Source organism: Kitasatospora sp. NPDC057965 (assembly GCF_042887135.1).
In the GTDB taxonomy this organism is placed as follows: domain Bacteria; phylum Actinomycetota; class Actinomycetes; order Streptomycetales; family Streptomycetaceae; genus Kitasatospora.
This window is the reverse complement of the sequence record NZ_JBHVPZ010000010.1, coordinates 154578-175346: the sequence shown is the minus strand read 5'-3', so window position 1 is coordinate 175346 and position 20769 is coordinate 154578. Positions and strand designations below refer to the sequence as shown.

General features: G+C 72.0%; 19 protein-coding genes. 8 read left to right on the top strand and 11 right to left on the bottom strand.

All coding sequences use genetic code 11. The features are described from left to right. Positions 1 to 196: 196 nt before the first annotated feature. Genes ACFVVU_RS15575 through ACFVVU_RS15565 form a run of 3 tightly spaced genes read right to left on the bottom strand, consistent with a single transcriptional unit; the run spans position 197 to position 2876 of the window. Entirely contained in the window at positions 197 to 637 is a 441-nt protein-coding gene (locus ACFVVU_RS15575) for an NUDIX hydrolase (RefSeq protein WP_387790263.1), read from the bottom strand. Continuing rightward, positions 634 to 1887, bottom strand: a complete 1254-nt coding sequence (locus ACFVVU_RS15570) for a DegT/DnrJ/EryC1/StrS family aminotransferase (protein ID WP_387790261.1) — start codon at positions 1885 to 1887, stop codon at positions 634 to 636. Before ACFVVU_RS15570 ends, ACFVVU_RS15575 begins: the two co-directional genes overlap by 4 nt. Beyond that, positions 1884 to 2876 carry a Gfo/Idh/MocA family protein gene (locus ACFVVU_RS15565; RefSeq protein WP_387790259.1) on the bottom strand — a complete coding sequence of 331 codons (993 nt, stop codon included), beginning with the start codon at positions 2874 to 2876 and terminating at the stop codon, positions 1884 to 1886. The genes ACFVVU_RS15570 and ACFVVU_RS15565 overlap by 4 nt, the downstream gene beginning before the upstream one ends. Before the next feature lie 155 nt (positions 2877 to 3031). Between ACFVVU_RS15565 and ACFVVU_RS15560 the strand changes: the two genes are divergently transcribed. Then, complete coding sequence (locus tag ACFVVU_RS15560; RefSeq protein ID WP_387790257.1) at positions 3032 to 4357, top strand: helix-turn-helix transcriptional regulator; 1326 nt, start codon at positions 3032 to 3034, stop codon at positions 4355 to 4357. 93 nt (positions 4358 to 4450) lie between these two features. On the opposite strand, the gene ACFVVU_RS15555 is transcribed toward ACFVVU_RS15560, so the two are convergent. Beyond that, complete coding sequence (locus ACFVVU_RS15555) at positions 4451 to 4645, bottom strand: DUF397 domain-containing protein (protein WP_387790256.1); 195 nt, start codon at positions 4643 to 4645, stop codon at positions 4451 to 4453. A 2-nt stretch (positions 4646 to 4647) separates the two neighbouring features. Beyond that, positions 4648 to 5517, bottom strand: a complete 870-nt coding sequence (locus ACFVVU_RS15550; protein WP_387790254.1) for a helix-turn-helix domain-containing protein — start codon at positions 5515 to 5517, stop codon at positions 4648 to 4650. A 269-nt stretch (positions 5518 to 5786) separates the two neighbouring features. Between ACFVVU_RS15550 and ACFVVU_RS15545 the strand changes: the two genes are divergently transcribed. Further along, entirely contained in the window at positions 5787 to 6155 is a 369-nt protein-coding gene (locus ACFVVU_RS15545; RefSeq protein WP_355375714.1) for an ATP-binding protein, read from the top strand. 174 nt (positions 6156 to 6329) lie between these two features. Then, positions 6330 to 7292, top strand: a complete 963-nt coding sequence (locus ACFVVU_RS15540; RefSeq protein ID WP_387790251.1) for a 2-hydroxyacid dehydrogenase — start codon at positions 6330 to 6332, stop codon at positions 7290 to 7292. 63 nt (positions 7293 to 7355) lie between these two features. Here the strand turns inward: ACFVVU_RS15540 and ACFVVU_RS15535 are convergent, their stop codons facing one another. The 3 genes from ACFVVU_RS15535 to ACFVVU_RS15525 all read right to left on the bottom strand — a co-directional run bounded on the left by ACFVVU_RS15535 (position 7356) and on the right by ACFVVU_RS15525 (position 10783). Then, positions 7356 to 8723 carry a phophatidylserine decarboxylase associated domain-containing protein gene (locus ACFVVU_RS15535; protein WP_387790250.1) on the bottom strand — a complete coding sequence of 456 codons (1368 nt, stop codon included), beginning with the start codon at positions 8721 to 8723 and terminating at the stop codon, positions 7356 to 7358. Positions 8724 to 8833: 110 nt separating this feature from the next. Then, positions 8834 to 9781: a DUF4231 domain-containing protein gene (locus ACFVVU_RS15530; RefSeq protein WP_387790248.1), complete on the bottom strand. Its 948-nt coding sequence runs from the start codon at positions 9779 to 9781 to the stop codon at positions 8834 to 8836. Between the two features lie 237 nt (positions 9782 to 10018). Then, positions 10019 to 10783 (bottom strand): SIS domain-containing protein, encoded by a 765-nt coding sequence (locus ACFVVU_RS15525; RefSeq protein ID WP_387790246.1) that lies wholly within the window; start codon positions 10781 to 10783, stop codon positions 10019 to 10021. A gap of 223 nt (positions 10784 to 11006) precedes the next feature. Between ACFVVU_RS15525 and ACFVVU_RS15520 the strand changes: the two genes are divergently transcribed. The 3 genes from ACFVVU_RS15520 to ACFVVU_RS15510 all read left to right on the top strand — a co-directional run bounded on the left by ACFVVU_RS15520 (position 11007) and on the right by ACFVVU_RS15510 (position 15325). Next, positions 11007 to 11699 (top strand): metal-dependent transcriptional regulator, encoded by a 693-nt coding sequence (locus ACFVVU_RS15520; protein ID WP_355375726.1) that lies wholly within the window; start codon positions 11007 to 11009, stop codon positions 11697 to 11699. A 902-nt stretch (positions 11700 to 12601) separates the two neighbouring features. Further along, positions 12602 to 13978, top strand: coding sequence for a transcriptional regulator (locus ACFVVU_RS15515; RefSeq protein WP_350553764.1), 1377 nt, complete (start codon positions 12602 to 12604; stop codon positions 13976 to 13978). Between the two features lie 186 nt (positions 13979 to 14164). After that, a complete protein-coding gene (locus tag ACFVVU_RS15510) occupies positions 14165 to 15325 on the top strand; it encodes a hypothetical protein (protein ID WP_387790244.1) in 1161 nt (386 codons plus the stop codon). Between the two features lie 142 nt (positions 15326 to 15467). Here the strand turns inward: ACFVVU_RS15510 and ACFVVU_RS15505 are convergent, their stop codons facing one another. Continuing rightward, the gene (locus tag ACFVVU_RS15505; RefSeq protein ID WP_380680093.1) at positions 15468 to 16766 is read right to left on the bottom strand and encodes an ABC transporter substrate-binding protein; all 1299 of its coding nucleotides are present in this window, start codon (positions 16764 to 16766) and stop codon (positions 15468 to 15470) included. 176 nt (positions 16767 to 16942) lie between these two features. Here ACFVVU_RS15505 and ACFVVU_RS15500 point away from each other — a divergent pair, with 176 nt between their 5' ends. Both ACFVVU_RS15500 and purU read left to right on the top strand, forming a co-directional pair. Beyond that, the gene (locus ACFVVU_RS15500) at positions 16943 to 17458 is read left to right on the top strand and encodes a hypothetical protein (protein WP_387790242.1); all 516 of its coding nucleotides are present in this window, start codon (positions 16943 to 16945) and stop codon (positions 17456 to 17458) included. Between the two features lie 181 nt (positions 17459 to 17639). Continuing rightward, on the top strand, positions 17640 to 18506 hold the full coding sequence (gene purU, locus ACFVVU_RS15495; RefSeq protein ID WP_387790240.1) for a formyltetrahydrofolate deformylase: 867 nt from the start codon (positions 17640 to 17642) through the stop codon (positions 18504 to 18506). Between the two features lie 24 nt (positions 18507 to 18530). Here the strand turns inward: purU and ACFVVU_RS15490 are convergent, their stop codons facing one another. Together ACFVVU_RS15490 and ACFVVU_RS15485 are read right to left on the bottom strand one after the other, a co-directional pair. Next, positions 18531 to 19763 (bottom strand): zf-HC2 domain-containing protein, encoded by a 1233-nt coding sequence (locus ACFVVU_RS15490; RefSeq protein ID WP_387790238.1) that lies wholly within the window; start codon positions 19761 to 19763, stop codon positions 18531 to 18533. Further along, the gene (locus tag ACFVVU_RS15485; protein WP_387790236.1) at positions 19760 to 20440 is read right to left on the bottom strand and encodes a sigma-70 family RNA polymerase sigma factor; all 681 of its coding nucleotides are present in this window, start codon (positions 20438 to 20440) and stop codon (positions 19760 to 19762) included. The genes ACFVVU_RS15490 and ACFVVU_RS15485 overlap by 4 nt, the downstream gene beginning before the upstream one ends. Positions 20441 to 20769: the final 329 nt, after the last annotated feature.

The window sequence follows — 20769 nt, the reverse complement described above, 5'->3', positions numbered from 1 at the left end:
CCGAAGCCCTGGTCGCCGAGCCGGACGTGACATCCTCGACGACCGGCGGTGAGACCGTCTGACCGGGCCCCACCTGCCGTTGGTGTTCCGGGCTGCTCCCGCGCGTCGCGGGAGCAGCCCGGAGGCGCCTGTGGTCAGTGGGCGAGGTGATCGAACTCCCCGGCCTTTCCGAGGACCCCACCGCACTCGCACTACCTCAGCGTGCGATCAGCTCGCGAACCGCGTCGCTCACCGGGGGCAGCTCACTGGGGAGCGCCCATTGGTGGGCGTCGTGTTCGGTGAGGACGACCGGTTCGGTCTTCTCCACGGTGACGGCGAAGTTGAACTGGCGGGTCGTGCCGCCGCGGCTGTTCTGGTAGTCGAAGTGGCCGATGTAGCCGGTGACCTCCCTGATGGCCAGCCCGGTTTCCTCGACGGTCTCGCGGTACAGGGCATCGAGGATGGTCTCTCCCTTCTCCAACTCGACCGTCCCGGAGGGAATTTCCCACAGCCCGCCCATGTAGTCGTCGGGGTTGCGCCGTACGAGCAGGACCCGGCCGTCGTGGTTGATCACGGCCGCGGCGACGAAGCCGGTGATGCCGGCAGCGTTGGCGTCGGCCGCCAGATCGGCCACGAACTCGGGGGAGGTGACAGTCACCGCAGCTCCTTGTGATGGTCGCTGATCTTGATGGCCGCGCGAACGTACTGCGCGGCCAGTTCGAGATCCTCCTCACGATGCCAGACCGGGAGCTTGATCGTGTGGGCGTGGGCGTGCTCGGCGATGGGGAAGTCCCCCGGCCTGTATCGACGGTGGGAGTGCGGGTGGCCGGGGAAGAGCGAGTCGGGGTGCTGGTACAGCGGGAGCTGATTCATGGGGCAGGTGGAGCCGGGCCGGTCGAACTCGGCGGCGCCCTCGGCGATCAGCGCCTGGTGGAAGCGCTCGATCGACAGACCGCCGAGTGCCTCGGGCCGGTAGATGAGCGTCAATCCGTACCAGGACGGGATCACCCCATCGGGCATCTCGGTGACCTCCAGGCCGGGTATCCCGGCGAGTTGGCCGGTGAGATAGCGGGCGATCTCCGCGCGGCCGGCGAGGTAGCCGTCGAGGCGGGCGAGCTGGTCGTAGGCGATGGCGGCGGCGAGGGGGTGGATGCGGAGCTTGAGGCCGGCCCCGGTGGCCGCGTACCGCGCGAGCGGATGGCCTTCCGGGATCTCGCTCTTGGCCCGCTTGTTGTAGTGCGCCAGCGTGATGACGCGGTGGTAGGTGTCGTCGTCGTCCGTGAGGACGAAGCCACCCTCGCCGCCGGACAGCGGCTTGGGGCCGTTGAGGGAGAAGGCCGAGGCGAGGCCGAACGTGCCGACCTTCTCCCCGGCGATGCTCGCACCATGCGCGTGGGAACCGTCCTCCAGCACTGCCAGGTTGTGGGCACTGGCGACGGCGACGATGTTGGTCATGTCGGCGGGCTTGCCCCACAGGTGGGTGACCATCACCGCCTGGGTCCGGGACGTGATCAGCTCGTTGATCCGGTTCGGGTCGATGTTGCCGTCCGGCCGGGTCTCGCACAGCACCGGCACCGCGCGCAGGTGGAACAGCGGGGAGGCGGTGGCGTGGAAGGTCCAGGCGGGGACGATGACTTCGTCGCCGGGCTTGATGCGGGCGGCCCAGTAGGTGGCGTGCAGGGCGGCGGTGCCGGAACTGGTGGTGATCGCGTGCCGGACGCCGAAGTAGTCCTGCAGGCCGTCCTCCAGTTCGGCGACGATGCCGGACCGCCCGGGAATGGAGATCGACTCCTCCAGTTGGGCGGCGACTTTCGTGCGGGTGGTGTCGTCGATCGGCGGCCAGGCGAAGTGCGGGCCGGTGGTGGTGACGGCGGGCTTGCCGCCGAGCAGGGCGAGGGGGCTGGTCACAGCAGCTCCTTCGGGTCGATGTAGCGCCCCGCTGCCTTGGACCGGTAGCAGGAGGCGATGAACGCGGCGTGTGCGAGGTGCTGGTCGGGGCCAGAGGCATTGGGCCGCTCGCCGTCCAGGACCCGGCAGAAGTACTCGATCTGCGCGGTCGCGGCCGAGGCCGGGGCGTGGGGGCGGGTCAGCTCTTCCACTACGGCGCCGTGCAGGTCGAATCGCTGGACCTGGCCCTTGGTCAGCAGCACCGAGCCGCGGGTACCGACGACGTGCAGGCGCTCGGTCTTGGGGGCCACCCACCTGGACAGCAGCACCGAGCCGTACAGGTCGGAGTCGTAGCCGAGCTGGATGACGGCGGTGTCCTCCGCGTCGTAGCCGCCGCCGGGGACGGCGGTGGTGGAGAACTCGGCGATGACCCGGCTGGGCAGGCCGAAGTACCACAGCAGCAGGTCGATGAGGTGGTAGCCCATGTCGATGATGCAGCCACCCCCGGCCTGGCGGACGTCTCCACGCCAGCCGCCGCCGGGGTCGTCGGTGTGGAAGGTGTACTGGCCGTCGATGAGGAACGGGGTGCCGATCTGGTCCAGCAGCCCGGCGACGCTGGTGTAGATCGGGTTGAAACGCCGCTGCAGGGCGACCATCAGCTCGACCTGCCCGGCCCGGCAGATCTCGGCAAGGTCCCGGGCCTCCGGCACGGATGTGGCGAACGGCTTTTCCTTGAGGACGTGGACGCCTCGGGCGGCGCACTCCTGGACGACCTCGCGGCCGGCGTGGTGCGGGACGGCGACGACCACGAAGTCCGGGGCCGCTGCGTCCAGGAGTTCAGCGGCGTGGGCGAATCCGGGGACTTGGAGGGCGCCCTGCCGCTGCCGCAGGGTGGCGGGGTCGCTGTCGCAGACGGCGACCAGTTCGGCCCGGGTGGAGGCGAGCAGGCCGGGCAGGTGGTCTCCGATCGCCTGGTGGCCGAGGCCGATGATCGCAGCGCGCCGTTTCATGCGTGGACTCCTTCCGTTTCGTGAAGGAACTTCTCGGTACACGACGAGTAGAGCCCAACTCACGGTCACCAACCAGGCATTGTCCGTAGTCCCGGGGTGGTCCCGCCTGTACGCGCAGTACGCTCGCGGTCACCGTCGATGATGGGATCTGCCCCGTGGACGACCAGATCCGGCACCCCCTCGCGTACGCCCGCGCGCTTCGCGGCTGGTCCCAGACCGACCTCGCGGCCCGCATCCACCAGGCCGCCAGGCACAGGCCCGAGGGCCTGCGCTCCGGCACCGACAAGGCTGCCGTCAGCAAGTGGGAAAACTGGCGAAAGACGCCCAGCATTGAGTCCCAGCTCCTGATCGCCGAAGCCTTCGACGTCCCGATCTCCGACTTGGAGACCTTCGAGTGGCCGCACTGGCTGCCCGGCCAGGAGCAGCCGCTTCCGCTCGGGTCGGCGTTCACCGTCCACGCACTTCGAGACGCACAGAGAGCCGCCATGGACCACCGCCGTCGCACCTTCATGACCTTCAGCGCGCTCGCGCTGGCCGGGCTCGCCACCCAGTGGGCCGCCCTCGAACCCGACCGGCTCACCACCGCACTGAACGGCAAGCACGTCGACGGCGAACTGGTCGACTGGCTGGAGGACACCAGCGCCGAGCTGACTGCCCTGCCCACCGAACAACGCCAGCACACCGCCAAGCTGATGGACGCCCAACTGGACACTGTCACCGACCTGCTGGAACACGGCCGCTACACCGAACCCATCGGCCGGCGACTCCACCTGCTGGCCGCCTCCCTGGCCAGCACCTGCGGCTGGCACCGCTTCGACCAGGGTGAGCACTTCGCGGCGGGCAAGCTCTGGAACGCGGCTCTGGCCAACGCGCACGTCGCTCGTGACCGGGACCTCGGCGCCGGCATCCTCTCCGACTTCGCCTACCAGTCGATCTGGCGCACCCAGCCCGGCGCCGCCGTCGAACCACTCAGCCAGGCCCTCATCCACACCCGGCATCCCACCGCCCGTTCCCTTCTCCATCTCCGTCGGGCTCGCGCGCACGCCGCTCTCGGAGCCGCCTCCGACTGCCACCGTGACCTGGCCGCTGCCGAGGCCGCCCTGCTGACCGACAGCCCCGACCAGGCTCCGGCTTGGTGCCGGTGGATGAGCACCGCGGACCTGGCCGTCGACTCCGGTCAGTGCATGCTCGACCTCGGCCGCATCGGCGAAGCCCACGCACGGATCGACGAGGGCATGAGCCTGCTACCGCGCTCCCGCGACAAGACGCGTGGAATCTTCATGACTTATGAGGCCCGCAGCCTCCTCCGGGCCCGCGACGTGGAACAGGCCCTCGCGGTGACGAACCAGTCCCTCGACCTCGCGACCCGCATCGGCGCCGAACGGTGCGTCACCCTGGTGCGCGAACTCGCCCCGGCGTTCAAGCCATACCGCCAGGTCGACGGCGTGGCGGACCTGGTGGACCGTCTCAGGGCAAGCTGACGTTGCGGATTCGAAGCCGACACCTTGTGGAGGGTCAGGTGGGCTTCCGGGCTGCTCCCGCGCGTCGCGGGAGCAGCCCGGGGGAGTTGGGGGTCAGTGGGTGAGGTGGTCGAACTCGCCGGCCTTGGCGCTCTGGAGCCAGGCGGCGAGGTTGGCCTTGGTGATCGTTATGACGGCGGCGGGGTCGTCGGACTCGCGGATGTGGATGGCGTTTCCGGCGGATGCGATCTCGACACACTCGGCGGCGTCCCCGCTGAACGTCGACTTCTGCCAGTTGAACTGCTCCATGGCTACCTCCCCAGGAGTTTGTAACGGACGTGCTGGATCATGCCCCACGAGTCTCGAAAGGCAGGCGATGGCCCGTCCACACTGGCATTCAGGGGCGGGAGCGCCATGCCCTTGAGGCGGTCGAACTTCCGTCGGAACGCGGCCACTCCCTCAGGATCTCCGACGAACGTCGGGCCATGTGGGTTCTCCAGCAGAACAGTGTCCAAGCGAGTGTGTGCCCCGTGCATCAGCAGGAACGCTGTGTCGGTCGACGCGTAGACCGTGGAGTCGAACGGGAGGATCTGGATCGTCACATGAGGCAGGCGAGCCATCTCGATGAGGTGGTTCAACTGCTCCCGCATGACGGCCGGACCGCCGTACATCATGTGCAGGGCGGCTTCGTGGATCACGGCGTGGAAGGGCGAGGAGCTCTCGGCCGTGATCATCTGCTGGCGACGAAGCCTGAACTCGACCTTCTTCTCGGCGTACTCGTGGATCACCTCGATGTACGCCTTCGTCTGCAGGAAGCCGGGGATCAGATGGGTCTGGTAGTTGATGAACGACGTGGACGTCGCCTCGAACTCGGCCAGATCGAGAGCTTCAGGCACAACGTGGGGCCGGTACTCGGTCCACCAGCCCTTGCCGTTGCTCTTGCACATGGCGATGAGGCCGGCCCGGTACTCGGGGTCATGGGCGCCGCAGGTGTCGAGCCAGAGGTCGAGTCGCTCAAGATTGAGGCCGAGTCGGCCAGCCTCGGTGTGGCTGACAGCGGGGCTCTTCATTCCGAGTACGTCGCCGATCTCGGCGGAGGACAAGCCTGCGGAGTTGCGCAGACGTCTCAGCTCATCGCCGAATCGACGCTGCCGTTCGCTGATGTCGGTCCTGAACCCCACGTACGTGCCTCCCTGTATGGACGAGTCGAAGCCTACTGACAGTATGGGGGTGGACACAGAGGGTGTTGCACAATTGAGGAGCGTTCCCCTAAAGTTGCTACCGACCGCTCGCCGAACGGTTTGTCAGTAATGCTCATCCTTGCGGCAGTTGGTACCGGCTGCCCGGGCACCGAAGAGCACTCGCATGCGGCGCCTCCAGTCCCGCTACGGGCTTGTTCACGGCGACAGACCCCAAGGTGTGCCCCCTCTACACCGCAGGGAGATTCCCCGTGTGTACCCCCAACCTCAACTCCCCCACCCTCACCCTCGCCCGGCAGTCGTTGCGCGACGCGATGGCGCGCGCCGGGTGGGAGGACGACCGCATCTTCGACGCGGAGCTCGCGCTCGCCGAGCTGATCGTCAACGCCTGGCGGCACGGCCTCACGGTTGCGCCCGTCGTCCTGGTCGTCATCGTCGACAACACCGTCCGCGTCTCGGTCGGTGATGAGAGCCACGACCTCCCCGACCAGCGGGGACCCCTCGAACTCGCCGAGTGCGGGCGGGGCCTCCAGCTCGTCGAAGGGCTCACCCACCGCTGGGGCGCGGACCCCCAAAAGAGGGGCAAGCTCGTCTGGTTCGAGCTGGACTCGGCCACGTGACGATCTTCTTCGGCCTCCTCGTCCTCGTCTCCGCATGCTTTGGAGCGGTTGGCGAGGTGCTGACGAGGTCACTACGGGACCGTGTCGACGAGGCCGGGCGAAAGCAGGTGCCATAGATGGCACCCGCCCCCTCGCCCTGCCCTGGCGAGGGGGCGGAGCGTACCCTCAAACCTCATGAACGAGCAGCCCCCGGTCCTGGTCACCCGCCGTCTCGCACCCGGTGTCGTCGAACGGCTCACCGCGAACCTCCCGGCCACCGTGCACGACTCGGACCTGCCGATGGCGCGCGCCGACCTCCTCGCCGCTGTCCGCGGTCGGCGGGCGCTGATCACCACGCTGGACGACCGGGTGGACGCCGAACTCCTCGACGCGGCGGGGCCCGGTCTCAGGGTGGTGGCCAACCACGCGGTCGGGTACCACAACGTCGACCTCGCCGCCTGCGCCGAGCGCGGCATTCCGGTCACCAACACCCCCGGCGTGCTGACCGCCGCCACCGCCGACATGGCCTGGGCCCTGCTCCTGGCCGCCACCCGCCGCCTCGGCGAGGGCGAGCGCCTGCTGCGCTCCGGCGAGGCCTGGGCCTGGGCGCCGAACTTCCTGCTCGGCCTCGAACTGACCGGCACCCGGCTGGGCGTGCTCGGCATGGGCCGGATCGGCCGGGCGGTGGCCCGCCGTGCGCGCGGCTTCGACATGCCGGTCAGCTACCACAACCGCAACCCGCTGCCGCCCGAGCAGGCCGAGGGCGCCGAGTGGCTGCCGCTGGAGCAGTTGCTCTCCACCTCCACTGTCCTCGTCGTCACCTGCCCGCTCAGCGACGCCACCCGCCACCTGCTGGACGCCCGCCGGCTCGCCCTGCTGCCGCGCGGTGCGGTGGTGGTCTCGATGACCGCCGGCGTCGTCGACGAGGATGCGCTGGCCGCCGCCCTGGAGTCCGGTGCGCTGTTCGCCGCCGCCGTCGACAACTTCGAGCACGAGCCGGCCGTTCCCTCCGCCCTGCTCGCCCAGGACCGCGCCGTCCTCGCGCCGCACCTCGGCAGCGCCACCGTCCGCACCCGCCAGGCCATGGGCGACCTCGCCGTCGACAACGTCCTCGCCGTCCTCGACGGCAAGGAGCCGGTGACGCCGGTCGGCCGCTGAGGCATGGACCCTGGCGCAGGAAGTCGGACCCGCCGACTTCCTGCGCCGGAGGCAGGCGTGCGGTTACGGCCCGGTGAGGTGGTTGGTGGTGGCGATCCGCATGCCGGCGAAGATGGGCGGGCCGGCGTCCATGTCGCCGCTGTTGTTCGGCGGGGTGTCGAACTGCTTGATGACGCCCTTGCTGAAGATCAGGCACACGCTGGAGCCGCCGTAGCTGAACCGCCCGATCTCCTCTCCCTTCGCGAGCCGTTGGCCCTTGGTGATCGGCTTGCCGGCGGCGTCGAGGAAGGCGACCGAGGAGATCTCGGTGATGCCGATGGGCAGGAAGCCGACCAGCATCCTCCTCCCGTCGTCGAGGCGGAAGTCGCTCTCGACGAGGAGCAGTCCGCGGGTGTTCACCGACGCCTGGTAGCACTGGGACTGGGTGCCCGCGCTCGGGTCCATGCCCGCCGACCGCAGCTCGCTGAACATCAGGCCGGGAATGACCCGCGGCGCCTCGACGACGGTGCCGGCGATCGGGGTCCACCAGCGGTGGTAGTCGGCGCCGGACAGGAACGACTGGTACACGTGCCCGCCGACGAACCGCTGCACGTAGTCGCCGGGTTTCCAGTCGGGGTCGCTGGGATCGGTGAGCATGTCCGTGAGCGAGTAGGGCTGGCCCTTCAGGTAGTACTCGTCGGATGCCTGCGTCACCTGCGCCCACCGGACGACGGTCCCGTCGTTGGACGAGACGATCACCTGCGGGTCGGTGGGGCCACTGACCGGACGGAACTGCTCGCGCTTGATCTGCCGGTGGAAGAAGGCGTTGAAGGAGGAGGGGGTCGGCGTGATATCGAACTCGTACAGCTTGAGCTGCTCGTAGGCGGGCTGGGACAGCCAGCCGTCGGGCAGCTTGTCGTTGAGGTACTCGGCGCTCTTCTCCGAGTTCAGGAAGTCGTACCAGGCCTGGAGGATCTTCCTGAGCGCGTTGTTGAACTCCTGGTCCCGGAAGGCGTCCCAGCCCCACTCGGTGAACATCATGTACACGAACAGGGTCGACAGCGGGAAGAAGTTCCGCTTGGCGGGGTCCCAGTTGTAGGCGACCGGGCTGGTGACGATGTGGGCGAGCCGGTCGAGCAGGTCCTTGATCTCCTTGATGCCGTGCTGATGCTCCTCCGGTACGTCGGAGATCATTCCGTTCACGAGTTTGCGCAGCGGCTCGTCCGTCTTGAGCAGGTCGTCGAGGGCTTTGACGGACGGCGGCCAGTCCTTCGGATCCAGGCCGATGTCCTCGATCGTCCGGGTGAGCTCCTCGTGCCACTCGTCCACGGCGCCGCGACGTCGGGGGAGATAGCCGGCGGCGACCCCGTGCAGCGCTTGGTAGCGCCGGTCGAACTCCCCTTCCCGTTGCCGTGCCTCGGCCGGGGCGGTCTGGGTCTCGCTGGTGGTCACAGCAGTCACATCCTTGCTTACGCGGTGAGACGGCTACTGCTTCCAGGCCACGTCGCCCGCCCTTCGCCCCGCAACTCGGTTGGGCCGAACGGGTGAACATTCCCCCCGCGCTACTCGCGCTCGGCGGAGCTGTTGACCTCGCGACGGGCCTGCCAGGTGGTGTGCTCGCGGGAGACGGCGTCCTCGGCGTCGCGGGACAGCCGGGCCCAGACTTCCTCGGCGTCGGGGGAACCGACGTCCAGCCGGGCGAGCTGGGCGCGTATCTGGGCCAGCTCGTCGGCGGCCAGTCCGTAGGCGGCGGCCAGCGGGCGGTACTGGCGCAGCTGGGCCCAGGCGGTGACGGACGCGGCCACGGCGGAGACCGCGCCGAGCGCGTCGAAGGAGAACTCGCCCATCGCCCGCATCACCGCGAGCACCAGGCCGAGCAGCGGCAGCCCCACCCCCGCCACCCCGGTCCAGAAGCCGGCGCGGGCGCAGTAGCGGGCCTTGGACCGGTACCAGTCGTGCTGGACCTGGATGCGTTCGCGCAGGTAGACGTCCCGGCGGACGGCCAGCGGCTGCTCGCGCAGACCGCGCATCGCCGCCGTGACCTGGCTCTCGGCGGGCCGGCCGGCCAGCCCGGGGCCGACCGCGCGGCTGCCCCGGAAGGCGTGCAGCACCCGGCCGAGCTGGAGGCCGTACAGGCCCTCGGCGTCCGGCAGCGGGCGCGGGGGCGGCTGGACGGCGTCGGCGCGGACGGCGAACTTCCAGGCGAGCGTCTTCACCGACTCGGCGGCGGCCCGGCCCTCGTACCAGAGGCCCTGGGGGTTCTGCCGGCTGGTCACGGCGGAGAGGCCGATCGCGCCGAGGTAGGCGACGGCGGCGAGCCAGGCCCACGGCGTGCCGTCGGCGGAGCCGGCCGTGGCGGCCACGACCAGCAGCACCAGCTCGGTGGCGGACAGCCGGACCGCCCGGTGCTGCCCCTGCTGGGAGGCCGAGTCGGCCGCCCAGAAGAGCTCCGGCATCAGCTCCTGCTCCCGCACCCGGTCCATTCCGCCCGCGCCCGCGCCCGACGTCATCCCATCCCCCACTCGCCGCTCCTCCGCCCGGCATTACCTGCCCCGGCGGGAGGCCCGGTACGCCTCGGGAGGGGTGGTCCGGGTGGGGCCGCAGTGGTGGAACGGGCCCTGTGGTGCGGGCGGACGGGCCCGCCGTGGGCGGGGTTGTCCACGGCGGGCGGTCGGCCGGTCGGCCGGTCGGCGTAGGCGACCCGGCGCCGACGGCCGACCAGCCGTACGACAAACGGACCGGTGCGATCAGAAGGTGTAGAAGATCCGCTCCGCGTTGTCGGACATCTGCTTGGCGTTCCACTCGGTGCCGCCGGGCACGTTGCCGGAGCGGAACAGCGGCGGGGTGGGGCCGGTGCCGGCGAGTGCGGCGTCGGCGAGCCGCTCCACCGCGGTGGCGACCACGGCCTGCATCAGCGCGCTGGTGACGATGGTGGAGACGGGGCCGAAGGTGGTCTCGGCTCCGGGGTGGGTCAGCTCGCCGTCACCGACCGCGATCTTGTTGTCCAGGACGACGTCGCAGTGGTCCTTGAGATACGTGCCGGAGGGGTGGCCGGAGCTGACCTCGCCGGGGTAGGCGAGCGAGGTCAGCCCGATCACCTTCAGGCCCCGGTCGCGGGCGTGCTGGGCCAGCTCGACCGGCATCACCTGGCGGCCGGAGAGCGAGATCACGAACAGCAGGTCGCCGCTGGTGGCGGGGGTGAGGTCCAGGGTGGTGGTGGCCAGGCCGGAGACCCGCTCCAGGGCACTGGACAGCGGCGCCGGCATCACCGTGACCCCGGCCATCCCGGGGACCTCCAGCAGGTTGATCGGGACCAGCCCGCCGGCCCGGTAGACCACGTCCTGGGCGGCCAGCGAGGAGTGGCCGGCGCCGAAGGTGAAGACCCTGCGCCCCTCGGTGATCGCGTCGGCCAGCAGGGCGGCGGCCGCCTCGATGTTCTCCGCCTCCTCCTCGCGGACCCGCCGGAGGTGGGCGATCGCGGCGTCGAAGTACCGGCCGACCAGCTCGCTCATCTGCTGCCTTCGCTCTCTGCCGGTGGGGGATCCGGCCGGGTGGGGGGCGGTCCGTGATGGTCCGGACCGCGGGGGAGAAAGCTATGGCGAGCACCGTGCTGCCTCACCGGTGCCGCTGTCAACAGGCACGGAATGCGGCCCCCCGCACCCCGGGACGGGCCCGGCAGTCGGTGCGGTAGGTCAGAATTGGCGATGAGGACACCGAGGAACGGAGCCAGCGGCGATGTCTGGGCTGATCGACACCACTGAGATGTACCTTCGCACCATCCTGGAGCTGGAGGAGGAGGGCATCACCCCGATGCGCGCCCGGATCGCCGAGCGCCTGGAGCAGAGCGGCCCCACGGTCAGCCAGACGGTCGGCCGGATGGAACGCGACGGACTGCTGCGCGTCGCGGGTGACCGGCACCTGGAGCTGACCGAGGAGGGGCGCCGGCTCGCGGTGCGGGTGATGCGCAAGCACCGCATCGCCGAGTGCCTGCTGGTCGACGTGATCGGCCTGGAGTGGGAGCAGGTGCACGAGGAGGCCTGCCGCTGGGAACACGTGATGAGCGAGACGGTCGAGCGCAAGGTGCTCGCCATGCTCGGCCACCCCACCCAGTCGCCGTACGGCAACCCGATCCCGGGGCTGGACGAGCTGGGCGACGCCAAGGCCGAGGGCGAGGGCTTCGACGCCGGGCTCGTCCCGCTGGACTCCGTGGCGCCGGGCGCCGACGGCGCCGACGTGGTGGTCCGCCGGATCGGCGAGCCGATCCAGACCGACGGCGACCTCATGCGCACGCTGCGCCGGGCCGGGGTCCGTCCGGGGTCGACGGTGCGGGTGAGCGCCGGGGTCGGCGGGGTGCTGGTGGGCACCGGCGACAACGCCGCCGAGCTGGGCAAGGAGATCGCCGCGCACGTCTTCGTCGCGCAGGCCTGACCGTACGGGCGGCGGCGGGACGGCGCGGCCGTCGCCGCGGGCGGCCGAACGAGAACGACCGGGCAACGCCGAACGGGGCCGGGCGCTCCCCGCGCTCCCGGCCCCGTTCGGCCCTCCCCGTCCCCACCCGTTTCCGTGGCACCGGCCTCCCCGAACCCGGCCGGTGCCACGGCCCCGCCCTGCCCCTCCCGTTTCCCTCCCGTCCCCTCCGGTCTCCCCTCCGTCCCTCCCGTCCGCCTCGCCCGGCTTCCCCGACCGAGCGCCCCGTCCGGCGGCCCCTCACGTTGGAAGTTCTCCCACTCGGACGATCAAGGCAATCCTTGAGTGCTGTCACTCGTACGAGGGGCTTTCCTCCCTGATCAGCGGGTACACCGAAGCCTTATCCGCACATGCGTATGACGGGCCCCGACTCCGGTGGGAGACAAGGCCCGTCACTTGTGCGCGGGGTCTCGCGCGTCGCGCGCCCTCACCCGATCGGCGCAGGGGCGGCAGTTCGGGAGGCGGTCAGTCCACCGCCGCCGGGAGGGCCGGCCGCGCGGCGGCGGGGGCCCGGGGGAAGTCGGCGATGGCGTCCACGGGGTACTCAACTACCGTGCGTGAGACGAGTTACGGGGGGATCCCGGTCGCTGCGCCATGCGGGGGCTCTTCACCCGAACCGGTGAGGCGGACCGTGCGGGAGCGCGCCGGGGGGAGGCGGGGTGGGCGCAGTGGGGGCGCACAGGAGCATTCTCCCGGGCGCGCGGGGGGTGGGGATCGTCACCGTGGGTATCCCGGTGGCGTTGCTGATCGCTAACCTTGTGTCAGTTTCCTTGAACGGTCGGACAGTCGGCAACTCGGCAACCGAGATCAGCAGAAAGCGTCGCCCGCCGGCCGGGACCGGAGGGTGTGGGGAGGCGAAGCCAATGGCCGCGAGACCACTTGTCGCACGACAGCCCAACGAGCGTCTCCAGCAGCTGATCCAGGAGGCCAGCTGCTCCAACGCCGGTCTGGCACGGAGAGTCAACCTCTGCGGTGCCGAGCACGGTCTTGACCTGCGGTACGACAAGACCTCCGTCGCGCGCTGGCTCCGCGGCCAGCAGCCGCGCGGGCAGGCCCCGGCGGTGATCGCCGAGGCGCTCGGCCGCAAGCTGGGGCGCAGCGTGTCGGTCGAGGAGATCGGCATGGCCGACGGCAAGAACCTCAGCTCCGGCATCGGTCTGCAGTTCGCGCCGACGCTGGGCGCCGCACTGGAGCAGGTGTGCGAGCTGTGGCGCAGCGACGTCGGCCGCCGGGACTTCCTGACCGGGGCGACGGTGGCGGCCTCCGCCCTGGTGGAGCCCAGCCGGGACTGGCTGATCACCCCGCCCGACCCGGTGGTGGCCCGCACCGGCGGCACCAGGGTCGGTCCGACGGACGTGGCGGCCGTCAAGGCGACCACCGCGATGCTGGTCGACCTGGACCACCGCTTCGGCAGCGGGCACGTGCGCCCGGTGGTGGTGCACTACCTCAACAGCGTGGTCTCCGGGCTGCTCGGCGGCTCCTACCGGGACGAGACCGGCCGCCAACTGTTCGCGGCCGTCGCGCGGTTGACCGAGCTGGCGGGCTACATGGCGGTGGACACCGGCCAGCCGGGCCTGGCCCAGCGGTACTACATCCAGGCGCTGCGGCTGGCCCAGGCCGCCGACGACCGGGGCTACGGCGGCTACGTGCTGGCGGCCTCGATGAGCCACCTGGCGGCGACCCTGGGCAACCCGCGGGAGATCGCCCAGCTCGCCCGGGCCGCCCAGGAGGGCGCCCGGACGGTGGCCACCCCGACCGCGATGGCGATGTTCTACGCGGCCGAGGCGCGCGGGCACGCCCTGCTCGGCGACGCCAAGGCCTGCGAGGCGGTGGCCGCCAAGGCGCTGGAGATGATGGAGAAGCGCCGCCCGGAGGACGACCCGGACTGGATCGTGCACTTCGACGACGCCTACCTCGCCGACGAACTGGCCCACTGCCACCGGGACCTCGAACAGGCCGGCCCGGCCGAGCACTACGCCCGCCGGGCGCTCGACCTGCACCCGCCGACCCGGGTGCGGCGCCGCGCGGTGGACCTCGTGCTGCTGGCGACGGCGCAGCTCCAGCAGCGGGACGTCGAGCGGGCCTGCGAGACGGGCGCCCAGGCGGTCCGGCTGCTGAGCGGGCTGCGATCCAACCGGGGCGTGGAGTACCTGGACGAGTTCCGGCGCCGTCTGGAGCCCTACCGCGAGCAGCGGGTGGTGCGCGAGTTCCAGGCCCGGGCCGAGGCGGAGGCCGCCTGATCCGGGGGCCGTCAAGGAGGACGGCGGGGAGCGTGCAGGGTCGGTGAGGGATGGACCGCCCACGTGGTCGGCCGGTTCCGTGAACCGGTAGCGTGGGCGCGACGTCCAAGGAACTGTGATGCCCCCAAGAACCGACGAGATGTGGTCCGCCGTCAGCGCGCGGTCGTGCACAGGTGAGGAATCGCGTTGAGCCAGCGCCGCTCGTACCCCAACTCGGGTGACTTCAACCTGGACGACCTGTTCCGGCCGGAGCCCGGTCAGCAGCCCGCGCAGCAGCCGGGTCCGCCACAGGGCCCGCAGCCGGGGCAGCAGTCGGGGCAGCAGTCGGGGCAGCAGCCCGGCCCGCCGTCGCCGGGGCAGCCGTACGGGCCGCCGCAGGGACAGCACCCCGGCCAGCCGGCGCAGGGACAGCCGTACGGGCCGTACCCGGGGCAGCCGGCTGGGCAGCCGGAGTACCTCGGCGACAGCGCGCTGCCGACCCAGGCCATCCCGGTCCAGCAGCCGGGCTGGGGCGGCGCCCCGCAGCCGGGCTACCCGGCCGACCCGGCCCAGGCGACCCAGTACCTGCCGCCGTACCCGGCCGGGGACCCGCAAGCGGCGGGCGGCTACCCGCCCGCGCAGCCGGGGTACGCCGACCGGCCCGCGCCGGGCTACCCGGACCACCCGGGCGAGGCCCCGGGCGGACGGGACGGCGGCCGCGGCGGCCGTCCCTCGTCCAAGCTGCTGATCGGCGGCGTGGTGGCGGGCGGTGTCGCGGCGGCCGTCCTGGTCGCGGTGCTGCTGAACGGCGGCGACGACACGGCCGGTACGGCGAAGACGGCCGTCCCCCCGGTGACCGGCAGCGGTACGGCCGCCGCCACGGCCCAGAGCGCGGGCCCGACGACCGCCTCGGTCAACCCGGAGGTCAAGGCGCAGGCCCAGTCGCTCTCCGACCTGCTCGGCACCGCCAACGACAGCCGGCAGGCGGTCATCGGCGCGGTCGCCGCGGTGCAGAAGTGCGACAAGCTGCCGGAGTCTCAGCAGGCGCTGACCGCCGCGGCCGGGCAGCGCCGGGAGCTGCAGACCAAGCTGGCCGGGCTGAAGACCGACAAGCTGCCCGGCGGCCCGCAGCTGGTCGAGCAGCTGAACGCGGCGTGGACGGCCTCGGCGACCGCCGACGACGAGTACGCGGCCTGGGCCGCGGACGCCCAGGGCGGCTGCGACCCGAAGAAGAACGACAACCAGCACTACAAGAACGCCGTCGCCGCGAGCGGTACCGCCACCACGGCGAAGAAGCAGGCGGCCGGGCTCTGGAACACCGTCGCCGGCCAGACCGGTCTGCCCACCCGCACCGACGGCGACCTCTGACCCCGGCCGGACGGTACGGCGGCACCGTCCCGCACCGTCCCGCACCGTCCCGCACCGGACCGCGGCCGGCCGGCGCCGGAAACGCGAAGGGCCCGACCGGTGGACGGCCGGGCCCCGGGAACCGCGGGGTGGAACGGGCGGATCAGGCCGGCGGCTTGCCCCCGGTGAGCACCCAGCGCACGTCGACGAAGCCGGGCCGCTGCAGCGTCAGCTGCCCGCCCTTGACCACCTGGTAGGTGACCCAGGTGTTCACCAGCCGGGGCGACTCGGTGCTCGGCAGCATGTTGGTGGTCGCCCAGTTCAGCGGCGGGGTGAGCCCCACGTCGATCTGCTCGCCACCGTCCAGCAGGCCGGTGACCGCCTTGCTGGAGACCGCGCGTCCGGCCGCGGCCAGCCGGTCGGAGATCTGCCGGAACACCTCGTAGGCCACCCAGGTGGTCTGCACCCCGGGGTCGGCGGCGTCGATGTGCCGGCCGGCGCTGTCGGAGCGGATCACCGCACGCAGGCCGTCCCAGATCTTGGCCGACTCCGGCGGGTACCAGCCGGTCACGAAGGCGCCGGCGAGCGGGCCGGAGTCGCCGCCGGTGGAGTCGACCACCGACTGCTGCACACTGCCGATCACCGAGGCGATCCGGGTGTTCTTGGCACCGGTCCGGCGGAAGGCGTCGAGCAGGTTGCCGGTCGGCTCGGCGCCCAGCGCGCTGGTGACGCAGCTGCCCGGCTGGTCGCCGCCGATCGCCTTGCGGACCTCCGGCGAGTAGTCGTTGGACTTCTCCGGCGCCTTGACGTCCAGCAGCTTCATCCCGGACGGCTTGAGCGCGTTGCCCAGGTAGCCGAGCAGGTTGTCGCCGGCCGGGGTGTCCGGGCGGATCAGCGAGACCGTCTTGCAGCCGGCCTCCACCAACTGCCGGCCGCTGCCGCCGATCAGCGCCGGCATGCCGCCGCCCACCGGGTAGGACAGCGGGCTGCTGAACTCCGGCTGGGACAGCCCGTAGCCGCCGATCAGCGGGATGCCGGCCCGTTCCAGGACGGGCATGAAGTCGTCGCCGAACTGGCTGTAGGAGCCGAGCACCGCGACCGCCTTGGCGTCCACCGCCTGCTGGGCGCAGGCCTTGGAACCGTCGGAGGTGTTGTGCTCGTTGCAGGTGATGACCCGCAGTCGGCGGCCGTGCAGGCCGCCCTTGACGTTGATGTCCCGCCCGATCGCCTCGGCGAGGGCGGTCATCCCGGGGCGGTCGGCCGATCCGGTGTCGGACGGTGCCCAGGTCATCACGGTGAGGTCGCCGCTGCCGGTGGCGGCATCGGCCGGTCCGCCGCACGCGGAGGCCGAGAAGAGGGTTGGGAGCACCGCCGCGGCGGTCGCGACGGCAGCGATCGGGCGCCGGCGGCGCCGTCCCGCGATCGGGTGCATGGCCTGGGACGAGCCCCTGCGGCTGGTCATCGGTCTTTCCCTCCCTGGGCGCAGTGTGCTGCGCACTGGTTCCAGCCAATCCCCGGTGGAGCAAGCCGAGAGGGCCGTCCAGCCAACAGCCGGCAAACGGGGGTGGAAATCCGAGGGGGAACGCGTGTAGATCGGGAGTGGAGCACCAACGGTGGGGGAACGTACGATCGATTCCCATGTCCGCCAGCACAGAATCTTCGTATCGGTCTGCCCGAAACCCTTCTCGTCCGGGTCACCGCTCCAGCACGATGGGCGGCATGCCGCTCAACGACCTTCCCTGGTGGCGCTGGCGGGCCCGACTCCGCTCGGCGCTGCACATGCTCTCCGACCCCGGGTTCCAGCGGGAGGCCTGGCTGTCCGGCCGCGAGGGGTACGGCGACGTCACCGACGCCGTCTACCGCCTGGTGGAGGACACCTGGCTGGACCGCTGGTCGGCCGAGAAGTACGTCGGCACGATCTTCCGGGACTCCGCCGAGGCCACGCTGGTGGACGTCGCGGTGCTGCGGGTGGTGCGGATCCTGCACGAGGTCGGCGCGGACGCCCCCGCCTCCGCCTACCTGGAGCACCACGGCTGGCCGGAGGCGGTCCGGGCGGCCCGCGAGGCGCACGTCAAGCTGGCGGTCAACGACGGCGAGGACCCGGACGTCCCGCCGCGCTCGCTGGACGTGCTGCGGATCCTGACCCAGGTCTGACCCGGGTCCGGTCCGGGTCCGACCCGGGTCCGAACCGGGTGGGACCCGGACCGGAAGGGGCCCGGCGGCCCGGCGCCGGGCGGGCCCGTCCGCAGTGCGGGCAGCCGGGCGGGGGTCGTCCCGGAGTGTGACACGCTGGAGCATTCACACCAGTACGAGCCCAGGACGGGATACCCCCACCGTGGAACAGCAGCCGGCCAGCGCCCAGTACGTCCTCACGCTGTCCTGCCCGGACAAGCAGGGCATCGTGCACGCGGTCTCCAGCTACCTCTTCATGACCGGGTGCAACATCATCGACAGCCAGCAGTTCGGTGACGGGGACAGCGGTCTGTTCTTCATGCGGGTGCACTTCTCCGCCGCCGAGCCGGTGACCGTCGACAAGCTGCGGGCGAGCTTCGCCGCGATCGGCGCCTCGTTCGGGATGGACTGGCAGATCCACCCGAGCGAGGAGAAGCTGCGGATCGTCCTCCTGGTGAGCAAGTTCGGGCACTGCCTGAACGACCTGCTGTTCCGCACCCGGATCGGCGCGCTGCCGGTCGAGATCGCCGCGGTGGTCTCCAACCACACCGACTTCCGCGACCTCACCGAGGGCTACGGCATCCCGTTCCACCACATCCCGGTGACCCGGGAGACCAAGGCCGAGGCCGAGCAGCAGCTGCTGGACCTGGTCGCCAAGGAGAACGTCGAGCTCGTCGTGCTGGCCCGCTACATGCAGGTGCTGTCGGACCGGCTGTGCACCGAGCTCTCCGGCAAGGTGATCAACATCCACCACTCCTTCCTGCCGAGCTTCAAGGGCGCCAAGCCGTACCACCAGGCGCACGCCCGGGGCGTGAAGCTGATCGGCGCCACCGCGCACTACGTCACCGCCGACCTGGACGAGGGCCCGATCATCGAGCAGGAGGTGGCCCGGGTGACCCACGACATCACCCCGGACCAGCTGGTCGCGCTCGGCCGGGACGTCGAGTGCCAGGCGCTGGCCCGCGCGGTGAAGTGGCACAGCGAGCACCGGGTGCTGCTGAACGGCACCCGGACGGTCGTCTTCGCCTGAGCGAGCAGGCTTCGGGCCGGGACCCTAGGGCCGGGAGAGCAGCGGCGTCGCGCGCAGCACCTCGCGGATCGCGGCCCGGTCGCCGTGCTCGCCGACCGGCAGCCGGTCCGGGTCGCGGTGCGCGGCGGCCAGCTGGCAGAACTCCAGTCCGTCCAGCACCATCACGGCCACCGGTTCGCCGACCGGCGGGCCCGCCTCCGGACCGTCCAGCGGTATCAGCCACTCCCCGGCGGCCGGGCCGTCGATCACCAGCCGGACCCGGCGGCCGGTCCGGGCCCCGTCCGCGCGCCCGGGGCCGCCGTCCGGCGCGCCGACCGCCGCTCCGGTGAGCTCGGGGTGCGCCGCCCGCTGTCCGGCCAGCGCCGGCGGCAGCATCCGCACGGCCAGGTCGATCATCTGCCGCAGGTGCCGCGGGGCCGGCGGGTCGTACGGGTAGGCGACCGCGCGGGCGACGTCCTCGCCGTGCACGTAGCACTCGAAGGCCCGGTCGACGAAGGCGTCCCGGAGCGGGACGGTCGCGAAGCCGAAGTCCACCGGGGTGTTGCCCTGCGGGGCGAGCGCGGCCGAGCGGACCAGTTGGTGGCAGTGCCGGCGCCACCGGGCGCGGATCCGCTGCGGCGGCTGGCCGGCCTGTTCGGCGGTGAGCCGGGCGGTGCGCTCGGCGATCCGGGCCCAGGGCCGGCCGGCCTGCTGCGGAACCCGGGGCACCGACGGGAGGACGGCCTCCTGCGGCGGGACCCGGCGCTCGGCCACCGGCCCGGCGCCGGACGCGGCGGTGCCGACGGGACCGGTGCCGGACGGGACGGGGTCGGGCAGCCCGAGGGCGACGGCCAGGTAGCCGTCCACGGCGGCGAGGTGGCAGAGCACCTCGGCCGGGCGCAGGTACTCGGTGCCGCCGTGCCAGGGCAGTTCGGCGACCTCCTGCCACTCCTCCGGGCCGAGGTCGCGCAGCAGCGCGTCGAACTTGGCGGTCTCGGCGGCGTACGGCATGCCCCAGGCGGGGACCGGCAGATCGGCCGGGCGGCGGGCCAGGCACCAGTCGAGCACCTGCTTGCGCAGTGCGGCGGGCTGGTCCAGCGGCTCCTCGACGGAGAGCCAGCCGGCCGCCTCGCGCAGTCGCTCGGCCTGCTCGGCGCACTCCGGGCAGCCGGCCAGGTGGGCTTCGACCTCGGCGCCCTCGCGGGGCTGGACGGCGCCCAGCGCCCAGGCGCCGAGCAGCGAGCGCAGGGCCTCGTGCTGCTCGTCGGTGATCGTCACGTCCCCCCGCCCTCCTTCCACCGCGCGCTCCCGTCCGCTCGTTCCGTGGCCGACGGGTCCGCGCCGTCCGTGCCGGCTCGTTGCGCGTCGGCTCGTCCCGGGTCGGCCGGGGCGGGGCCCCGGTGCCGGGCGCGCTCCTGCTCCAACTCGGTGGCGAGCAGTTCCAGTCCCTGTCGCATCCGCTGCTTGGCGGCCTGCTCGCTGATCCCCAGCCGGCGGGCCGTCTCCTGGTAGGTGCGGCCGTCGTAGTAGGACTCCGCGATGGTCTCACGCAGCGGTTGCGGCAGGGCGGCGACCGCGTACTGGACCCGGGCGGCGGCGGCCACCGCGCGGATCTCGTCGTGGAACCCGTCCTGCGCCTCGTCGCCCGCGAAACCCGCCTCCGCGGCGCGGCGCGCCCGCAGCCGGTCCACCGCGCGACGGTGGGTCAGCGCGCCGAGCCAGGCGCGGAGCGAGCCGCGGGCCGGGTCGAAGGCCTCGGGGTGCTCCCAGACGTGGGCGAATATCTCCCGGGTGAGTTGCGCCGCCGCGGTCTGGTCGGCCAGTATCCGCCCGGCCAACCCGTGGACCATCGGCGCGAGTTGGTCGTACAGCTCGCCGAGGGCGGTCTCTTCGCCGCGGGCCAGGCGTCGCTGCAGCTGCTCGTCCCGGCGCGGGGCGCCGTCGGTGGTGGCCACCGGTCACCACCCCTCCTGCCGGACCGACCGCTGACGGTCCCACGGTAACCCGCGCGGTTCGGGCGGCGCGCGGATTCGGCGGAGAACGGAGGCCGGGGCTTCGGATCGTCAGATCGTGGGATCTGCCGTCGATCCTGCGGTTGAGCTGTTCGAAGGGGGCTGGACATATGTCGCACGGGTGGTTCGCGAGTGGCGGGTGCGGCGGGAGGGGCGGACGGCGGTAGGTTCGCCTCTGCGTCGTGGGCCGGGCGGGCCGGGCCGGTCGGTCCGGGCCGGGCGATCGCCGGTCCGGGGCTCGCCAGAGTGAGCGGGACAGTATGCCCTGCCCC